This is a genomic window from Companilactobacillus baiquanensis, from assembly GCF_003946605.1.
GTDB lineage: Bacteria > Bacillota > Bacilli > Lactobacillales > Lactobacillaceae > Companilactobacillus > Companilactobacillus baiquanensis.
Genome location: NZ_RHOQ01000002.1, coordinates 355,493 through 372,521, shown reverse-complemented (window position 1 = coordinate 372,521; position 17,029 = coordinate 355,493). Strand labels below are relative to the sequence as shown.

25 protein-coding genes are annotated in these 17,029 nt (G+C 36.8%); 1 reads left to right on the top strand and 24 read right to left on the bottom strand.

Annotated elements, in window-relative coordinates; translation table 11 throughout:
* Position 1: 1 nt before the first annotated feature.
* The 12 genes from EKM77_RS05535 to EKM77_RS05480 all read right to left on the bottom strand — a co-directional run bounded on the left by EKM77_RS05535 (position 2) and on the right by EKM77_RS05480 (position 9,457).
* The gene (locus EKM77_RS05535) at positions 2–460 is read right to left on the bottom strand and encodes a hypothetical protein (RefSeq protein WP_125593053.1); all 459 of its coding nucleotides are present in this window, start codon (positions 458–460) and stop codon (positions 2–4) included.
* Positions 461–531: 71 nt separating this feature from the next.
* The gene (locus tag EKM77_RS05530) at positions 532–1,314 is read right to left on the bottom strand and encodes a phage tail protein (protein ID WP_125593052.1); all 783 of its coding nucleotides are present in this window, start codon (positions 1,312–1,314) and stop codon (positions 532–534) included.
* Between the two features lie 44 nt (positions 1,315–1,358).
* The gene (locus EKM77_RS05525) at positions 1,359–1,712 is read right to left on the bottom strand and encodes a hypothetical protein (protein WP_125593051.1); all 354 of its coding nucleotides are present in this window, start codon (positions 1,710–1,712) and stop codon (positions 1,359–1,361) included.
* Positions 1,713–1,766: 54 nt separating this feature from the next.
* Positions 1,767–2,249 (bottom strand): hypothetical protein, encoded by a 483-nt coding sequence (locus tag EKM77_RS05520; protein WP_125593050.1) that lies wholly within the window; start codon positions 2,247–2,249, stop codon positions 1,767–1,769.
* Positions 2,246–2,569 carry a hypothetical protein gene (locus tag EKM77_RS05515; RefSeq protein ID WP_125593049.1) on the bottom strand — a complete coding sequence of 108 codons (324 nt, stop codon included), beginning with the start codon at positions 2,567–2,569 and terminating at the stop codon, positions 2,246–2,248. Before EKM77_RS05515 ends, EKM77_RS05520 begins: the two co-directional genes overlap by 4 nt.
* Complete coding sequence (locus EKM77_RS05510) at positions 2,562–2,924, bottom strand: phage head-tail connector protein (protein ID WP_125593048.1); 363 nt, start codon at positions 2,922–2,924, stop codon at positions 2,562–2,564. Before EKM77_RS05510 ends, EKM77_RS05515 begins: the two co-directional genes overlap by 8 nt.
* Before the next feature lie 29 nt (positions 2,925–2,953).
* The gene (locus EKM77_RS05505; RefSeq protein WP_125593047.1) at positions 2,954–4,009 is read right to left on the bottom strand and encodes a capsid protein; all 1,056 of its coding nucleotides are present in this window, start codon (positions 4,007–4,009) and stop codon (positions 2,954–2,956) included.
* A 22-nt stretch (positions 4,010–4,031) separates the two neighbouring features.
* On the bottom strand, positions 4,032–4,646 hold the full coding sequence (locus tag EKM77_RS05500) for a DUF4355 domain-containing protein (protein ID WP_125593046.1): 615 nt from the start codon (positions 4,644–4,646) through the stop codon (positions 4,032–4,034).
* Positions 4,647–4,761: 115 nt separating this feature from the next.
* The gene (locus EKM77_RS05495) at positions 4,762–5,757 is read right to left on the bottom strand and encodes a minor capsid protein (RefSeq protein WP_125593045.1); all 996 of its coding nucleotides are present in this window, start codon (positions 5,755–5,757) and stop codon (positions 4,762–4,764) included.
* Positions 5,744–7,429, bottom strand: a complete 1,686-nt coding sequence (locus EKM77_RS05490) for a phage portal protein (protein ID WP_125593044.1) — start codon at positions 7,427–7,429, stop codon at positions 5,744–5,746. Before EKM77_RS05490 ends, EKM77_RS05495 begins: the two co-directional genes overlap by 14 nt.
* 20 nt (positions 7,430–7,449) lie before the next feature.
* Entirely contained in the window at positions 7,450–8,886 is a 1,437-nt protein-coding gene (gene terL, locus EKM77_RS05485) for a phage terminase large subunit (RefSeq protein ID WP_125593043.1), read from the bottom strand.
* Positions 8,873–9,457, bottom strand: coding sequence for a helix-turn-helix domain-containing protein (locus EKM77_RS05480; protein WP_125593042.1), 585 nt, complete (start codon positions 9,455–9,457; stop codon positions 8,873–8,875). Before EKM77_RS05480 ends, terL begins: the two co-directional genes overlap by 14 nt.
* 116 nt (positions 9,458–9,573) lie before the next feature.
* Between EKM77_RS05480 and EKM77_RS05475 the strand changes: the two genes are divergently transcribed.
* A complete protein-coding gene (locus EKM77_RS05475; protein WP_125593041.1) occupies positions 9,574–9,783 on the top strand; it encodes a hypothetical protein in 210 nt (69 codons plus the stop codon).
* Positions 9,784–9,884: 101 nt separating this feature from the next.
* Here EKM77_RS05475 and EKM77_RS05470 read toward each other — a convergent pair whose 3' ends face one another.
* From EKM77_RS05470 to EKM77_RS05415, 12 genes are all read right to left on the bottom strand, one after another.
* Positions 9,885–10,223: a hypothetical protein gene (locus tag EKM77_RS05470; protein WP_125593040.1), complete on the bottom strand. Its 339-nt coding sequence runs from the start codon at positions 10,221–10,223 to the stop codon at positions 9,885–9,887.
* 86 nt (positions 10,224–10,309) lie between these two features.
* Positions 10,310–10,519: a hypothetical protein gene (locus tag EKM77_RS05465; RefSeq protein ID WP_125593039.1), complete on the bottom strand. Its 210-nt coding sequence runs from the start codon at positions 10,517–10,519 to the stop codon at positions 10,310–10,312.
* Between the two features lie 17 nt (positions 10,520–10,536).
* On the bottom strand, positions 10,537–11,619 hold the full coding sequence (locus tag EKM77_RS05460; protein ID WP_125593038.1) for an N-6 DNA methylase: 1,083 nt from the start codon (positions 11,617–11,619) through the stop codon (positions 10,537–10,539).
* Positions 11,620–11,662: 43 nt separating this feature from the next.
* Positions 11,663–11,926 (bottom strand): Gp49 family protein, encoded by a 264-nt coding sequence (locus tag EKM77_RS05455; protein ID WP_125593037.1) that lies wholly within the window; start codon positions 11,924–11,926, stop codon positions 11,663–11,665.
* 594 nt (positions 11,927–12,520) lie between these two features.
* On the bottom strand, positions 12,521–12,952 hold the full coding sequence (locus EKM77_RS05450) for an ArpU family phage packaging/lysis transcriptional regulator (protein ID WP_125593036.1): 432 nt from the start codon (positions 12,950–12,952) through the stop codon (positions 12,521–12,523).
* Between the two features lie 314 nt (positions 12,953–13,266).
* Complete coding sequence (locus EKM77_RS05445; RefSeq protein WP_125593035.1) at positions 13,267–13,638, bottom strand: hypothetical protein; 372 nt, start codon at positions 13,636–13,638, stop codon at positions 13,267–13,269.
* Positions 13,631–14,050, bottom strand: coding sequence for a DUF1642 domain-containing protein (locus tag EKM77_RS05440; RefSeq protein WP_125593034.1), 420 nt, complete (start codon positions 14,048–14,050; stop codon positions 13,631–13,633). Before EKM77_RS05440 ends, EKM77_RS05445 begins: the two co-directional genes overlap by 8 nt.
* 188 nt (positions 14,051–14,238) lie before the next feature.
* Positions 14,239–14,652, bottom strand: coding sequence for a DUF7448 domain-containing protein (locus EKM77_RS05435; RefSeq protein ID WP_125593033.1), 414 nt, complete (start codon positions 14,650–14,652; stop codon positions 14,239–14,241).
* Between the two features lie 2 nt (positions 14,653–14,654).
* Entirely contained in the window at positions 14,655–15,707 is a 1,053-nt protein-coding gene (locus tag EKM77_RS05430) for a DNA cytosine methyltransferase (RefSeq protein WP_125593032.1), read from the bottom strand.
* A gap of 100 nt (positions 15,708–15,807) precedes the next feature.
* On the bottom strand, positions 15,808–16,248 hold the full coding sequence (locus EKM77_RS05425) for an NUMOD4 domain-containing protein (RefSeq protein ID WP_125593031.1): 441 nt from the start codon (positions 16,246–16,248) through the stop codon (positions 15,808–15,810).
* 15 nt (positions 16,249–16,263) lie between these two features.
* Positions 16,264–16,800, bottom strand: coding sequence for a single-stranded DNA-binding protein (ssb, locus tag EKM77_RS05420; protein WP_125593030.1), 537 nt, complete (start codon positions 16,798–16,800; stop codon positions 16,264–16,266).
* The gene (locus tag EKM77_RS05415) at positions 16,790–16,999 is read right to left on the bottom strand and encodes a helix-turn-helix transcriptional regulator (protein ID WP_010019121.1); all 210 of its coding nucleotides are present in this window, start codon (positions 16,997–16,999) and stop codon (positions 16,790–16,792) included. The genes ssb and EKM77_RS05415 overlap by 11 nt, the downstream gene beginning before the upstream one ends.
* Between the last annotated feature and the right edge of the window lie 30 nt (positions 17,000–17,029).

Sequence of the window (17,029 nt, the reverse complement as noted above, 5' to 3'; positions counted from 1 at the left end):
TTTAGATGCTTAGTCTCTTGCTGTTCTCCTTGTTGACTGCTTCCTTCAGTTTCATTTCCATTTCGATTTGCATTTTGCTTTCTTCGTCGATTGATTTCACTTCTAATCCAATTTTCATTCTCTTTACGGACTTTTCTTCTGAACTTAAGAACGCTTTTACCTTCGCTGCTAAAAAACCAGATTCGAGCATTCCTTTAATGATTTCATCGCAAGCAGCAGGTACATCATCAAATACACCCTGATCAGCTAATTGTTTTGCGACAGCCTCTTCACTTAATGCTCGACCTGACACGTTTCTATAAAATTCAATTAATACGTCGGGGTCATCGTCGCAAAGTGATTGAACAAATTCACTAAAATTACTGTTTTGCATATCCTTATCTTTGCCAACAATGTTTCTGTATAAAATGAAGTCGTAAACTGGTTCTACGTCTTTGCCTTTAATTGTTAATACTGTCATTTTAAAATCTCCCTTAATTGTTTATCCAGCCACCACCGCTCAAATTTGAGTGAGTATGCTCTTAATTAAAGCTATTTAGACGCTGATTCAGTTCCCGTCTTGTCGTCTGTTTGTCCGCTCGGTGTTGTGGACCCCTGATCAGACGCTGGTGCTGTTACCTCTTTATAAGCCGGACCATATACATCTTCACCAGTATTAGTATCTTGAACCAGGATGGTTTCATCGTCTGTTGTACCGTCGATAAACTCACCATTTTCATCAACGCCAATATCATTACCGTGTGAGAAATTATAGAATTTAGTAACCTGGTCAAATGTACCTTCTTCAAAGTCAGCCTCGTCTAATTCAAACGCGTTGCCTTCCGAATTGATGGCACGTTCTGAACCGTTGACCTCAAATTGAAGGTTAGATGTTTGAGTACCTCCGAGTGCTTCCGTATTAGGCAAGTTGCCTAAATAGCATTGAGAGAATTGTGCTTGTACTTTTCTCGCTGGTGCTTTTCCATGAACGGTATTAAAATCAACACGCCAAATTCCGAATAGCTCACCGTTTTGCCATGCTTGATATAAGTCCCAATATAAATCCTTTGAATTATTTGAAGGATCACTGAAAATAGTATCAACCGTACGTTGTTGTGTGATTGAACCTACACCCTTAATGTTTGCTCCCTTTGTGGCGGTCGACTGAATTGTTCTTGTGTTAGTTCCTGACGTAGCACCTTGTAGTCCTAGTGGATGAATTTTATTAGTTTTTGGCTCGTGTTCGATGCGCTTATAAAAATATAAGATTTTATCAGCGTCACGGCCTTTAACAGTTTTCTTTAATGCATTGCCGATATTTGTTGCTGTTGTCATTAAATGTTCCTCTTTTCACTTTTTTTGGGTAAAAAAATAGACCCTCAAAAGAGAGTCTTTTCCGTAATTTCATAATCGAACGACATATTTTGTCGCCTTAATGTTTGAGCCGTTGAATTGTCTGTTAAGGTTCTTTCGTCATATCCAACACATGTACATGAATAACTTGATAATTTCAAATACTTCATTAATCTACGAATGAAATAACAATTATCAATCATGACACTGTTGTTATTATCCTTAATATCATAATAATCAATATTGAGTGTGTACGACGATCTAACCTCGTTCTTGGCCCGGTTATTATCGCTTGAGTTCTCAACATAAATAATGATCTGTGGGTAGCTTTCACTATCGCTGGATTCACTATCGAATATTGGGACCTCTAAACCAGCCATTGAATTGATAGCGCTGGTTAACAGGTCTCTTGGTGGTGAAATAATATTAATCACCTACTTTTTAATTGAATTCTTTAATGCCTCATCGGCGTATTTATTAACATCTAAACTTCTGCCGCTATCACGCATTGGGTGCTGAGCGGGATAATTTTTGCTCTTTAAACCGAATTCAAAAGCCTGTCCGTACTCATACCCATCCTTCGATTCGGCGTGTGGTGCTATATCAGCGGTTAAGCCACCCTTTGAATAACTATCCTTTATGGTATTAACTAAATTACCATGTCCGACATATCCACTTTTTGAATGATACTGACGCTTACGGACTAGATCTTTAGCACTTTCAACTTCATCTTTGGCTGCTTTCTTAACAGCAATTTTTATATTGACGTCCATTCTTGACTTATCTTGTAGAATATCCCCCGCCAAGTCATCAAATCCACTATTAGCCAGCTTCCGTGCCATATATTCCATATCATTCTGATAACCGGTATCGGCCTTAATTCTGACCGTTGGCGTATGATCATTATTCCAACTCATTTCGCTACCGTCCTAACTACGTATAAGGTGGTCCGGTTAATATGACGCCTGATTTGGTTTATTTGATATTTAGGTGCCATAGTCTTTTCGTTAAATTCGTTCTCAAATCCTACGTAATCAGCGTTAATCGTACCGTCGCACCTAATTACCCACGATTTGTCATATTGTTCACCAAAGGCATTATTTTGAGCCTGTGCACCGTTCAATTCTGTAACTCTTGCACCATAATATTTAACCGCAGATAATTTAGCAGTGTGATTTAGCGGGTCAGGGTTGTTCTGCCTTGATTTACTAATCAAATAAATAATCGGTTTAATCAAACGACAGCGCCGCCCCTCTATGCGAATTAGATCTAAGACCGTCTAAATAGCTGTTCAAAATATCTAAGTACGGGTCTAAGTCGGTATCGTTGAATGTTAATGATAAGCCTTCTTCACTAACAGACTTAGTACCCTCAAACGATTCTTGAATCACGGCATTTTGTGCCATTTTCTGAACGATAACGGATAATTTCTTATCTAATGAATCAATATTTAAATATAATTCAATCTCATCAATAGCATTTTGAATATAGACGTTAATACTTTTAATCCTTGGGTCATCATCTTTTAAATTGCTAATAATTTTGATATTATCTAAAACTTGCTGAGTGATTTCAGCGTCATTAGTTGCCATTCCGTCACCCCCTTAACTAATTTAAGAATCTATTTTGTAGAAGAACTTGTTGAGCCTGACGCTGCTGTGGCTTTCTTCTTAGAATTAATCTTTGGAACTACATATTTAGGATCTACCTTAAATTTGTATGCAACAGTTCCAATGTTACGTGGATCTGTTACTAATTTGTAATAAGGATCAGTAGCAGCTTCCAAATTATTAACCGTTAACCCTTCGTATGGTTTTGTAACGTCATATCCTAATCCATTGACATGCATTGATACGATACGACGGTTGATAATAGCTGATTGACCACCATGACCAAGCGCGTCACGAGTAACCTCAACACCATTGAAACTTGCTGGGGCTGTTGAATATCTAACCGCACCATCTGACATGATATACATTGTTGTTGTACCGTCATCAGCCAGTTCAATATCGTCATCTTGAACGATAGGAATGTTGTTATATGTTTGAATGTCAAGGCCAGCTACACTTGGTTGGACCTCACTAATTAAGTTTTGTTCACGCATAGCCATAACGGTTGCTGAATTGACTACCAAACGTGTTAATGATGGATTAGTAACATCGCCCATACGTGCTAATGCTGCTAAAAAGTCGCCTGCTGATAAGTCTTTAGGTGTAGCAAATCCAAATGATTTAGCTTCCAACATATCGGGTACTAAGTACGCGTTATTTAGCAAAGCTAAAATTAATCGTTCATCTTGTCTATTCCAGTAACTAGAAAATCTTGATGTAATTCTTCCTTGAACATTCGCACCTGAAACTTGTTGGCCAAAGTCGGATTGCCCGAATGCCTGTGCCTGGAAGAACTTAATAGCATTGTGTTGTGAGCTATCCACAGCGTTAACTTTAATATCGTCTTTATCATTCCAATCTTGTGGATCACCGTCCAAATCATTAAGAACTGGAATATTCATAAGTCTTCCGGCCTCTGCTAAATGTGAACCCATTACATCATCATTAGTAATAGCTCCGCTTGTTAGAAGTCGGTTTGTTTTAGTTGAATCGTTATTAATATATTTTGCCCAAATTTCTGGGACTACTAATTGTCCTAAAAATGTTGAACCTTCAAATTGTGGCATTTAATTATCCTTCTTTCTTCTTTTATCCTAGGTAGCCTTTGACCGCGTCTGGATTTGTTAAAGCTAACTTACTTAACTCTTCTAAGCTCATATCATCAATGGCTTTATTAGTGTTAACTGATGTTCCTGATGGTGCTTGAGGTGTTTTCTTGCCAGATAGACGTTTTTCAACCGCATCTTGTACAGCCTTGTCAAAAGTATTCTTAACTTTGTCGAGATTTAGTTGGGTTTCTTCATCGGTCGAACCAACGAATAATTCTGCGAACGATTGAGGTAGACCCTTTTCATCAGCAGCGTGTCTAGCGGTCTCTAAACGTGTACGTTTAGCCTTTTCTGCGGTTAGATCAGCCACTTGTTTCTTTAGTTCTTCCTTCTCAGCGTCCGCTTTTTCCTTATCCGTCATGTTCTCTTCTTTATCGTGCTTTTGAATAGCTGCATTAATGAGGTCAGGCATTTCGTCAATTTTGGAACGTAACTTATCGATTTCAATTTTAGCTTTAGCTTTTTCCTTGTTTTTGGCTGAAATAACCAACTCATCGACCTTAGATTGTTGTTTTTCATCAAAAGAAATATCATCTTTTGGTTCGGTTGTTGGATCTGCTTGCATATTTTCCTTTAACTTATCGTCATCGTGCATAAAATATCCTCCCGTTTAACGTCCGTCGACTTATTCAACCGTTTTAAGTCCGTCGACTAATAACCATGGCTCTTTAACGCCTGACACACGTTTGAAGGCATAAAAAAGACGGCCGTTAGGTCGTCAACTCCTTAAATTTATCTGTAATATCGTGATTCGATGTGTCCCAATCGTCTGATTCGTTAACCTCACAAGTAAAACACTGGCAGTTTATGTGTATAAGTGGATAATTAACTCCCTCTTTAGCGTCCTTAACCTTAAATATTCTACCGTCAAGGTTATTACATTGCTGACACGTAGTTACGGCTTCCAAAGACATGAACTTATACCGTTTAACACCGCGCTTTTGATAATCTTCTAACATAGATCTATTTAATGACTGGGCGGTTGCTGTCCTAATCATTCCTGCCGCACGTCCCATTTGTCCATCGGTCGATTTGTTACCGCCGGTTAAAACATTAGCAACATCGTGCTTCCAGTTGAGCGAGTCTTTTGGACTTTTAGCAGCAATTTCAGCGATTGATCTAACCTTTCTAATGACATCAAGTGTCTGTTTATTAATCGAATCCACAATATTAATATCAATATGGCGATCTAATACCGCATTTCTAGCCATTTTCTGCATGATCACATCAATATCACCGGATAGGTGATTAAGACGTCTACCACCTTTAAAATCAGGCATTCTATCAATCAAATTCTTAGCGTCTTTAAAACTATGTGACTTTACTACCTTTGAAATGTCACCAGTCGAGGCAATTAAATGGCGTTGTTGAAATATTGAAACGGCAACGATATTGGCCGTTAGTTTAGCAATCAGAAGGTCGCCATTTGATCTAAGTTTATTATCCTCAAATGCCATTCTAACTAGATTTTGTCCATCATCATCTAAATCATCATAAAGACTTTTAACGTCAATAAGAAGCTGTCTAATATCATCAATAGGAGCCTTAGTGTTCCAATTCTTACCATCTGAAATATAAGAGTTGATAGTGTCGATTGTATCTGTTTGAAGTTGCTTATATGCTTGTTCTATCTCCTTAACCCGTTCGTCTTGTTTGCCATAGATTAATTGAGCTAGTTTGATAGCTTCTCGTCTAGTCAGTTTCATTAGGATCTACCTTACTATCATCAGGCCGTTTATCATCAGAAATATCTTCTTCCAGTTCATCAGATTTCCTACTAAACATTTTTTGTAATGGATCTCCTTCTTTAGTCTCAGAATTCTCCTGATCAATGCGCTCTTTTTCTGAATCGGGCTCTACACCGGTAATAGATTCAGCCAAACTTCTAATAGTTTCAGAGCTAAAGTCTCCAGTATTCTTTAATCCAGTGGCAATTTGAACAATCTCACTATCATTTTTAGGCAGATTAGGTGTGTAGATAGGTGTTATATTCTCCATCATGTCCACGTCTTTAATCTTATTGAGCTTAAACCAATAATTACCCATTAATCTTAAACGACGCATAATACCTCTTGTATATAGTGATTCTTGATTCGCACGTTCTTGATCGTTGCCCCAAAGTTTGTATGTCATAGCAACGCCGGACGTGTTAGAAGCAAAATTCTCATCACTAGTATCTGGCGTGTTAGTGTCCTTGTGGATTTCCTTTTCAAGACCGTCAACATATATCTTCCAGCCCTGAGCGTTTAACTCTTTAGTTAAGTACCTGGCGTCCGGTTGTACTGCTGTCGGTGAACCATTCAATCCACCGTTTAAAATTGCCGGTTTTAACCATAGCTTATTCTTTTTGGTACTAATATCTGGGCTTTCCTGTTTAATGATTGGTTGTCCGTTCTCGTCAAGAATCGGGTTGCCATCACTATCAACCATCACTTTCTTAGGGACGTCAAAATCTCCAGTAATTAATAGGATTGCGTTACTAAAGTCTTCCTGTGAGTTAGCCATTTCGGACTTAGATTTGTCTATCGCATCGATCGTATCAAGTTTAAACTCCCAGTCTCCCATACGCTCATCGTTATTGATGTATTCAGTAATTGGAACCGCTCCAAAATCATGGCTGACCTTTGTATCTAATATAAGTGTCGAATCGTAACTTGATGATGACTTGTAATAATAAATAGTGTCATCGGTATAAATAACGGTGTACCAATAATCCTGCTGATTGTAATTGATATTGTAATAGTAAACTGCAAACAGTGAGTGCTGTTCAATCGTATTATCATAAACAACGAAACAATTAACGGGGTCAACCGGCTTTAAAGCTATTTCGTTGGTATTCTCGCGAATATATAGAAGTTCATACGCTCTACCCATGATAGATAGATTCTTACCCATAATCTTTTCATGATATGATTCATCATTTTTGGAATTAAAACTTGAAATCATATTGTTTAATTCGTCCTGATCGTTCTCGTTTTCGTCGGATCTATCCGAATATTGAAACTTTATAGGATTGCCAAAGCGATAACCGGTTTTAATTGAAGTAATAACGTGGCCAAAGTTACTAGTTATTCGGTTATCGGCTCTATTGGGCGACTTATCACTCGCCCAGTAATGAATATCATTGTCACCAATATAATATCTATATAGAGTCATCAATCTAGGGACCTGAAACTGCTGATGTTGCCTAATGAAATCGGACGCTACCTTGCCTAACTTATCAGGATCAGGCTTTACCACATCAAATAATTCTTTAGGCATTTTATATTGTTTGTTTGAATCTAAACTGAATCGCCTACCAGTTAACATCGGTACTGAATATTTATTTGGGTATGGAACACTTGAATAATATCCCATTTGATTATCTTCAATAGCCATTAACTCACTCCTTTCTTAATCTAAAATCCTAAGCTGTCTAAATAACTTGATTGTTCTTCGTGACTTGGAGCATTATTCGTCGACTGCTGCATGATTACTGATTCAGCAACACCAGTTAACGCGTCAGAAGCATCATCATGCTTATTTTTTCCAGCACGCTGATATTTTTTTATCGCATTAAAAAAGACTGGAAAACGTTCTTTCCAATCTTGTGGGTAGTGCATATGTTCTTCTATCCAACTTGAGTTTGATAGAATTCGGGCATCTTTGTTTTGCGAATTATGAAACCAATTAATAACGGTTCTATTAGTTCTATATTCTTTTTGAAGTCGACTTTGAATTTGTCTAGCAAATCCACGACCACCATTGTTGGATTCGATTCGCGCTTGATTGACCTTGTTTCGATAATAGCTTTGAGATACTAAAACTTCAGTCGCTTCCATCGGTTCTTGTGTCATTACTACGTCTATTAAATAAGGCTCATTCTGATAAATACCATAGACAATAGAAACTAAATAGTCAGAGCCTTCGTCAGCAGTATCACAGTACGCATATATACCACTAAATTGCTGTGGAATTTTTTCATAGGTATTAAATCGTTGATACAAAGCACCCTTTAGATCAATCGGTTCCTGTTGGTAATTGGCTGCTGCTATCTCGGCAGACATGACAGAAATTTTCTGTTTATATTCCTTATATGAAAGGACATCATCACAAAGCATAGTGCCATCATCTTGTAGAGCTTTCATGTTGATATGTTTAACCTTATAACCAGCTTTCGGCATTTCTTCTAAAACTCGACCAGCTAAATCGCCAGACGCCCAACGGGTCATAATAATTAATACTTTGCCACCTTTTTCGAGACGTGAAAGCATTGTATCGACGTACCATTTATAGATATCATCTAGTCTATTAGCATTGTTGGCCTCTTGAGCTGATTTAATAACATCATCAATAATAATTAAATCTGCACCGAAACCAGTAGCTGTACCGCTTGGAGAAGTAGCGAGATAATTATTAACGGGATTACCTTCAAGACTCCACATGTTCATAGCAGCATCACCATATTTAATGTGAGTATCAGGAAACATGTCGTTATAAACTAAGATATTTTCATCAGCCTTAACTTCTTGAATTGTATTTCTAACTGACTTACTGAATACCGTTGATAAAGTTTCATTATATGATCCTGTCATAATCCTATACGAGTTATTTCGTCCCAATATCCATTCAACAAAGTTAGTAGCAGTTAATGACTTACCATGTCTTGGAGGCTCATTAACAACTAACACCTGGTCATCACTGGATAAAAACTCTTCTAAATCATTACATAAATCAACTAAATATTTACGATCAGCTTTATAGAAATCTGGCATTCTTAAATGACAAAAGTCAAAAAAGTGACGTCTAGCTAATTCAATCTTTGCACCACGTTCAATTAGGTCACTTCTGTTCATTAGCCAATTTCTTCAATTCTTCATCAGTCAGATTTGCGTAAGGATTGTGAACGTTTAACCCGCCTGATAATTCAGTCTCATGTTTATCTCGCCAATCGTCCGGCTTACGATTCTTTAACCAAAAAATAGCTGCCGTTGTATCTGGTGGAACGTCCTTTTCAATAATACCCAACTTGACACGCTTAGAAGTTTTAACACCTTTAACCGCAGCGTCTTGAATCTCTTGACTAGATGCGTCTGGGTGTTTCAGTTTCCATTTGTTAGCATAGTCACGTCGTCTTACCTCAACTATTTCATCTTCAATAGGGACAACTCTATATTGTTCTTCCATTGATTTAAAACCGATAGCACGTTTAAATAATGCATTTTCAACTTCGCGATCAACAACAGATTTTCCCTTTTTTAGGGACTCCGATATCTCCGATTTCTTCTTTTTCCACTCATACAATGTAGATGGAACAATCCCAATGTTGTGTGCGATTTGCTCATCGGTTAAGCCGTCTCGTGCCCAACCTTCGATTTCTAATAGTCCTTCTGGAGTTGTCCACTTATCAATGCTTGACTTAGCCAACTTAATCACCTCCTAATTATTTTTAAATATATCTTGACAAATAAGCTTTAATGTTGTATATAAAATAGTCCTATGCTACGGTAAAACCATCAATTATGAAAAGGGGAGCTTTTAATATGAGCAACGTTTTAAATACTTTACTAAAAAAACAAAGTATCTCATGCAACGGCCACAATCTAACTCTCAGTAAAATCGCACCAACTGAGTTTCGTATAGATCAATCTAATATAAAAGAATTACCCGTTGGGACTTCTATCAATACAAGAAATTTTCTTAATAATGGCTCTATTGAATTGGATGACGGTACAAAGTTTAAAATAGAATAGTTATTTATTTAAGACACCTTTTTTAGATGTCTTTTAATTTGCCCTTAGCAATATCGCCAATCGTTTGATAGCATATCCGTTTTACTGACTAGACTCTCTAATTAAAATAAGTATTTGGAAATAATCTCTACAATTATCAACATCAACCAAATCCCAAGAATTATTGATTGTGTTGTAAAACGTCGTTTAAGCTCCTTGTTTTCTGATTTCAATTTTTTAATTTTATTTTTAAGCGAATTTTGTTCACGCTGCATTTTACTAATATCCATTTGCTGATCTATCAATCTGCTACCTAAGTAATCTTGTTTTTGTTCTTGATAGTTTAAACGACCATCTAAGTAATTAAAATTGAAATTCGACGTATTTACATTTTTTAAATCATCACTTATATGCAGATTTAACTTTTTTAAAAGTTTCTTTGCGATTGGTTCTTTTTTCAATTTTTTGCTCCTTTCGCTTCTTAATTGCTAATTCCTTATCAATTTGACCAATCAAATTGGCTTCCATAGCTGTCATATAGCCGAATTTAGTGCGTATCATACAAAATTCCAACAAGTTTCATGGCTGTTTTTTCATTAACCATATATTCATCTCCAGAATTAGTAGAAACGCTGTACATGCCTTCAAATTCTCCATCGTCATACATTCCGATTATTTCAACGCTGTTAGGATTGATATAAATGGTCTTAATCATTAACGAATCATCTTTTTTAAAATAAATTTCTATTTCTTCCACTGGTTTCCTCCAATAATTTAAATATTTAATTGCGTCTGTTCATATTTTTCTGGTCTAGTAGCAAAAGTAATCGCAACCGGTATTGTTTCAATATCTTCAATAGTTAGATTTAAGCCTTGCTGCACTCTATTAAAATGACGTGGGGCCTTGGTCTGAATTAGATAAAATAAAAAGCCTGAATCGATTTTTGAATCGATACAAGCATATTGACTACCTACTAGCCCACTGGATTTCAGCAGGCCTATTTGCCCCCGAGTCGCTGATATCTGAATCACTATTGTTCCTCGGGGATATACTTTTTTTGCTTTCGCACGTTCGACTGTTGCAATATCTTTCAACTGTAATCTGTCTTCTTCGCTTTCATACGGTTCTATATCATCTTGATAATCTTTATTAAGCGGAAGTGCTCTTTTCTGCATTGGTAAAATTGCGGGTTTAAAGTGCACATCACTAATTTCATCTTCAATATGATCTATCGCAGGTTCTTCCCATTTGCTTAATCCTAAATAGTTAAGTATCTCGTCCGTATGCGGCATCACATTTACACTCGAATAGCTCATGAAATCATCTTTAGCATTTTGAACAAAATACACCTGTTTGGCAGTCCTTTCTAACGTATCACCATGTACAACAACACAGTTCATTCCACGAATGGCTAAATTGTGAAGCAAGTAAGGTATTGAATTGTCTGCAAGCTCATCAGCCCGATAAATATAGTTATGTGGTTGATATGAGAAAATATTTTCTTGTAGTTGGTCATTCTTCCAATTTTGAATTAGTAATGAGCCCGTCCCAGCTGTCGGATCGTATGCAGTCCACATAGAATTCGGTTGAGGATCACACTGTGTTAATTTCGATAGTAAATGAGATATGGAATCAGGAGTATAATCTTGCTGATTCGATTTCCTTTCGGCAGCATATTCTTCAAAATATTGTCGAAAAGTGTCAACGTAAACATCAGAATCGATTTCTAACAGCTTTTGATAAAATTCTTCTCGCTTTTTGGGTTTAAATAAAATATCTCTTAAATATCGTTCAAACTCTGCATGCTGCTTCACACCAGCAATTTTGTAAAACTCATCTCTTCCAAGTTTACCCACTTAATTCACTCCAATCTATAATCAGTCTTCTGCCATCAGACTGTTAATTAACTTTTTTGATTAATTGATTTGCTAGTGAATAGCCTTCAAGTTCCCAAATCTTATTAGTTATTCGTGTCATACAAGTTTCTTTACCGATTTCCACATCGTAATTGGATTTGTCCACTGCTCCACTAGATTCGACTAATACGAAACCGTTTGGCAATTTACATGTAACTAACGTTACTTTGTTGAAAACCGTTTTAACGTCAATTCTTGAGTGTTTAATGATATTATCAATTTGCTTTTGTGTAACTTTATTTTTCATATTTCCCCTCCAATAAAAAAAGACCACCCAATGAGTGATCTATAATTTATTGCCTTGGCGGTAGCACGTCTGCCCCCTCATCGTCACAATATCCACCGAACTTACGATAATAGTTCGATCAAGTTTCACGGCAATAATATTAAATTTTAAAGCGGTTAACGGGAATCGAACCCGATCTAATTAGCTCATTTGTTGAATGAATTTAAGTAGTAGAAGGGGGATATTAATGGAAATTTAATTAAGTATTCTGCTAATATCACGCCAGTAACCGCAGGATAGTCGCCGTTATCATAAGCGACTAATTAAAGTAAGGTCAATAAGCTTACTTTTGTAGCGTTAAAACTAATTTTTACGTGTTTATTCACGGTTGATTGTCTTTAGACGTTTGATCTGGTTTTTGTGACTTATTCCTTGTCGTATATTGTGTGCTCCTTTTTAAGTAGAGTAACTTGGGCTGTCTATTCCATAAAGATTGAGCTTTTCAACTCTTTTCTTTTTTTGAATTTCCAACGATACCAATATAACCCGTATTGACATCGCCTTGCCATCGCTCTTTCGTCGCCATATTATCGCTAAAACATCGCTACCTCACCGCTAATACGTCGCTTTTGAGCTTAAATAAATATGTAAATCCTCAAAATCCATGAAAGCGTCGGCAAAATATAATAGTGCTTGCTTTCGTAATTCGTTGTACCTAGTTTGACCGTATCCCACCATGTCAGTGACTTCTAGTGATGACCTACCATATACATATTTGTACTTTAGAATCGTTCTATATGTATCAGGACAATTGTTGATCAGTCTCATAGTCGCTTTAACATACTCTGGCGCACTGATATGATCTACTAATTTATCTTCTTGGCTGTTCCGTGTGCCACCACCTCCCCCGATTACATCAAATTTCGGCGATTGGATATAAGATAAATTTAAATGTGATTGAGCGATCAGCCTAGGAAAATCACGCTCAAAATATTCAACGACATTATTAATTGTTTCTGTTTCGTCAATTTCTGGAAATAAACTCACCTTAAAACAATCCCCTCTGTGATATAATTAGTTTGCTAAGTTAACTAACCACAGAAACCACTCATTCGTTGAGTGGCTTTTTTATTGCCGTTATTTACCATTAAACTACCTCCACTACTCTTTTCCCTACTTTCCCGTAATAAAAATAGTACTAGAATCCATTTCATTCTCTTCCGCAAATTCAGGATCCATAGCAATCGTATTTTCTGGCTCGTAGTCAGGAATTATCGATACATTACCCATTCTTCTGTTGTAAATAGCGACGTCACTTTCCTAATCAAACTTTTCTAATTCATGAATTAAATCTTTAACCTTCATTTCTCCACCTCGTAACCGTATTTAACTGCGTCAATACATTTTAAGTAAAATTCTTCATCTCCATGTTTTCTCATATATTCTTCTAAATCATCAAACTTACTGCCACCATGCATATACATCATGTACATCTCTTCTAACGCTTCATCTAACCCCTGTTCATCTTGCTGTTTAGTTAAATCAAATTGGTTAGCAAACTCATCAAACACTTTGGGCATAACAGGCTTTGAATTAAGTTCTTCTTTTAAATCTTCAACATCTATACGAACAGACTCTGTGAGAGCTTGTGTATCTAATTGCTTACCTTCTTCAATAATATTCAATCCTAAATCAATAGAATTTATTATTTGCATTACTTTTGTTTTATTCATCGTCATCCTCCACTGGCACAGCGAAAGCCATATATCTTGGGTCAATATCTTTGATTTCTTGTTCAGTAAATTCAGTTTGAAAAACGTCATCTGACTGGCAACTGTTTGTCATATAGGAATTGTTTAACTTACTTCTATTGAGGTAACTACCATCATTATTTTTAATCAGTTGCACATAATATTTTTTAGGATCTGGAAACTTAGCTTTATCAGTATAGAAGTCTAAAATATCCCTAATAATGGAAATTCGTTCGTCTGTATTAGCCTTATCGTATTTATCCTTGATGGAGTCACATTCGGCGTATGCTGTAAAATAAGTTATGTTATGTAAAAAGTCATTACAACTAATATTTTTTCTAGCATATTCTAATTCCTTTTGTTGATTCTTGCTATATCCTTTTAGAACTCTCATATTTTCCACTCCTTGATATTTCTTTTCTTTTTTAACGTATTTGACTAATTTTTGAACCAATTCATTCTTTTAGCAATTTCATAAATAACTGGGACTGTCACAGAATTGCCGGCCTATTTATAAAGTTGTGAATTACTATTTACTTTCTCTGTTCCCTCAACGCTACTTCAAACACGTCACGTTTCGTTTCATTGTTCATCGTGTGTCTCCTTAATAGGCTTTATCACGCGTAGGTAGAAACCACCGCCGTAGTACCCATTGCCATAACCATCATCGCCACTTCCCACATCGAAGCGCTCATCATGGTAGTAGACAAACAAGCGAAATGTGTCATCTTCGTCATACACTGCTTCAACGTTGGTGATTGCGTTGTCGTGGTTGGCTAACAGTGACAAATCTGGCAAATCACTCCATCCATTTCCACATCCCCCACATCCTTCGTTCTCATATGTCAGCAGTTGTGTACCATCATCACAAGTCAACAAGTAGCCATCTGTATTCATATGTGCGTCATCTGGTGCAACTGCATCTTCAACCCTCATAATATGGCGTCCAATTAACCAATCGAAACCTTCACCGTCGAACTCTTGCTCATTGCTCATCGTCAGTCACCTCTTCTTTCTCGATTGTTGTAGTCCATTCTATCCGCGATTGCCTTAATAACTGGCACCGTCACACTATTTCCAGCCTGCTTGTATAGTTGACTATCACTTAGCCCAGCTTCGCGTGCTAAATTAAATGCCCAATCAGGGAATCCTTGTAGGCGCCACGTTTCTAACGGAGTCAGCTTGCGAATGCGTAAATTACCAGTCAACGTAGCCTGCTCAATACCCGTCGTTAAGGTGTTCGCAACACCATGGCCAACCCGTCCGCGTCTTGTCTTGCTATTAGGCTGAGAAAAGTTAATGCTGTCTCCCAATTGAGCAACGTCATACCCGATCTTGGTGGCTTCACGGATAGTAACCTTTGGCTCTTGCCCACCACCTTGCATTGTGCTTAATGTTGGTGAAATTCCATCGGTGCCGTATACTCGCCCAACCTGTGGATTACCACTGAATGATCCATCAGGAGTTAGATTTCCTACTTGTTTAACCGTGTTATTAGCTTCTCCGTTTTGTCTGATGATAGGAAATATTTGCTGGGTACGTCGTCCTCTAAGATGTCCAATAATGAATACTCTTTCCCTGTTTTGAGGCACGACTTCTTTTGAGTTAAGAACGTCCCACTCGATGTCATACCCGAGTGAGTCCAACTCAATTTGGAGGCTTGCAAAGTCCCATCCTGAATTAATTGAAAGTAAGTTTTTAACATTTTCAATGAGTAAATATGAAGGTTTCTTTTTGTCTTCGAGTTCATGAAGTTTTCTTGTAACGGCAAAGAATAGTGAGGAGCGATTTCCTTCAAAACCTTTTTGTTTTCCTGCGACAGAAATATCTTGACAGGGGAAGCCGAAACACCAGATGTCTGCTTCGGGTAATTCTTTTGTGTTAACTTTGTTAATGTCATGTTCCGTATATTCTCCTTCTGTATCAAAAATTGCTTCATAACTTTTTCTTGCGAATTTGTCTATTTCAACGAATCCAACACAAGTGTGTCCTGCTTGTTCAAGTCCTAGTCTGAAACCACCGATTCCGGCGAATAAGTCTAAAAACTTCATTTCTTTACCTCCTTAGAATGGATAACAAATGTCTCTTATCACATCATTTTTATCAGAATCGGTTATCTCTCTTCTTGCGTTAGTGAACGTCATAGGTAGCTTATTGTGATGTGTAAATACGTAAATAATGGCTTTCTTTTGTTTTACTATTAACCAAAACAATTGGTTGAGCTTCTTTATTAAGATCATGATTATAAGCGTGCATTAAATTTCCATAATAATCAGTCCATTCAAGGTTAGATACATTATTGTTTGAAGGATTGCCGTCACGATGATTAATAAGTTCATATCCCTTAGGATTTGGAATAAATGCCGCAGCCACTAATCTATGTACTAAGAAATCTTTACTTTTTCCATCTTTCCAAAGAGTTACTCGCTTATAGCCACCTTTATCAGTTTTGAGTTTCATAATTCTTTGCTTCCAATGCCTAACACCTACACCTTTTGTGTATGTAGTTTTATCCTTGTCCGTTTTTATAGTTCCTTTATTACTTACTTCGTAAATTCCTTTATATTCTGGTATTGGCTTGAATACTTCCATTAGTCTTCTCCTTAATTAGAAAGGTAAGTCTGAATCACTAATATCTATCGGTTTACTGTTATCCGCAAAAGGATCTCCCATTTGATTATTTTGGCCATTTGGCGAAATAGGTCGCGTGTTTTGACCTGACATTTGATTATTTTGCTGTTTTGTGGAAATGTCACCTTGATTTTGGCCTGACATTTGCGTTTTTGGCCGTTTTGTGGAAATGTCATTAGACGCTTCGCTTTCAGATCTCGATTCTAGTAATGAGAAATTTTCTACAACAATTTCTGTGACATAAACTTTTTGTCCTTGTTGATTTTCGTAGTTACGTGTTTGAATACGTCCATCAATCCCAACGAGCGAGCCTTTGTGTGTGAAATTGGCAAAATTTTCCGCAGCCTTTCTCCAGATAACACAGTTGATAAAATCGGCTTCTCGTTCACCTTCAGCGTTAGTAAATTGCCTGTTTACTGCTAATGTGAAGCTGGCAACTGCCGTACCTGACTGTGTGTATCTCAACTCGGCATCCTTTGTTAGTCGTCCTACTAGAACTACTCTATTTATCATTTGTATTATCACCTCTAAATTCATCTAAACTAATGTTAAGTGCATCAGCAATCTTAATCATCAATCCAATAGTTGGATTCTTTATTTTACCGTTAATAATAGAAACTATATTTGTCCGCGGCACATTGGCAATTCTTGATAACTCACTTTGATTAATATTTTTAGATTTGAGTATTTTTTTTAAGTTATTTTTGTACATTTTACACTCCATCTTGTATAAGAACTTTTG

Coding starts and splice junctions, on each gene's coding strand:
- EKM77_RS05535 (WP_125593053.1), bottom strand. CDS start 460: ATGACAGTATTAACAATTAAAGGCAAAGACGTAGAACCAGTTTACGAC.
- EKM77_RS05530 (WP_125593052.1), bottom strand. CDS start 1,314: ATGACAACAGCAACAAATATCGGCAATGCATTAAAGAAAACTGTTAAA.
- EKM77_RS05525 (WP_125593051.1), bottom strand. CDS start 1,712: ATGGCTGGTTTAGAGGTCCCAATATTCGATAGTGAATCCAGCGATAGT.
- EKM77_RS05520 (WP_125593050.1), bottom strand. CDS start 2,249: ATGAGTTGGAATAATGATCATACGCCAACGGTCAGAATTAAGGCCGAT.
- EKM77_RS05510 (WP_125593048.1), bottom strand. CDS start 2,924: ATGGCAACTAATGACGCTGAAATCACTCAGCAAGTTTTAGATAATATC.
- EKM77_RS05505 (WP_125593047.1), bottom strand. CDS start 4,009: ATGCCACAATTTGAAGGTTCAACATTTTTAGGACAATTAGTAGTCCCA.
- EKM77_RS05500 (WP_125593046.1), bottom strand. CDS start 4,646: ATGCACGATGACGATAAGTTAAAGGAAAATATGCAAGCAGATCCAACA.
- EKM77_RS05495 (WP_125593045.1), bottom strand. CDS start 5,757: ATGAAACTGACTAGACGAGAAGCTATCAAACTAGCTCAATTAATCTAT.
- EKM77_RS05490 (WP_125593044.1), bottom strand. CDS start 7,429: ATGGCTATTGAAGATAATCAAATGGGATATTATTCAAGTGTTCCATAC.
- terL (WP_125593043.1), bottom strand. CDS start 8,886: ATGAACAGAAGTGACCTAATTGAACGTGGTGCAAAGATTGAATTAGCT.
- EKM77_RS05475 (WP_125593041.1), top strand. CDS start 9,574: ATGAGCAACGTTTTAAATACTTTACTAAAAAAACAAAGTATCTCATGC.
- EKM77_RS05455 (WP_125593037.1), bottom strand. CDS start 11,926: ATGAAAAATAAAGTTACACAAAAGCAAATTGATAATATCATTAAACAC.
- EKM77_RS05445 (WP_125593035.1), bottom strand. CDS start 13,638: ATGAATAAAACAAAAGTAATGCAAATAATAAATTCTATTGATTTAGGA.
- EKM77_RS05440 (WP_125593034.1), bottom strand. CDS start 14,050: ATGAGAGTTCTAAAAGGATATAGCAAGAATCAACAAAAGGAATTAGAA.
- EKM77_RS05435 (WP_125593033.1), bottom strand. CDS start 14,652: ATGAGCAATGAGCAAGAGTTCGACGGTGAAGGTTTCGATTGGTTAATT.
- EKM77_RS05430 (WP_125593032.1), bottom strand. CDS start 15,707: ATGAAGTTTTTAGACTTATTCGCCGGAATCGGTGGTTTCAGACTAGGA.
- EKM77_RS05425 (WP_125593031.1), bottom strand. CDS start 16,248: ATGGAAGTATTCAAGCCAATACCAGAATATAAAGGAATTTACGAAGTA.
- ssb (WP_125593030.1), bottom strand. CDS start 16,800: ATGATAAATAGAGTAGTTCTAGTAGGACGACTAACAAAGGATGCCGAG.
- EKM77_RS05415 (WP_010019121.1), bottom strand. CDS start 16,999: ATGTACAAAAATAACTTAAAAAAAATACTCAAATCTAAAAATATTAAT.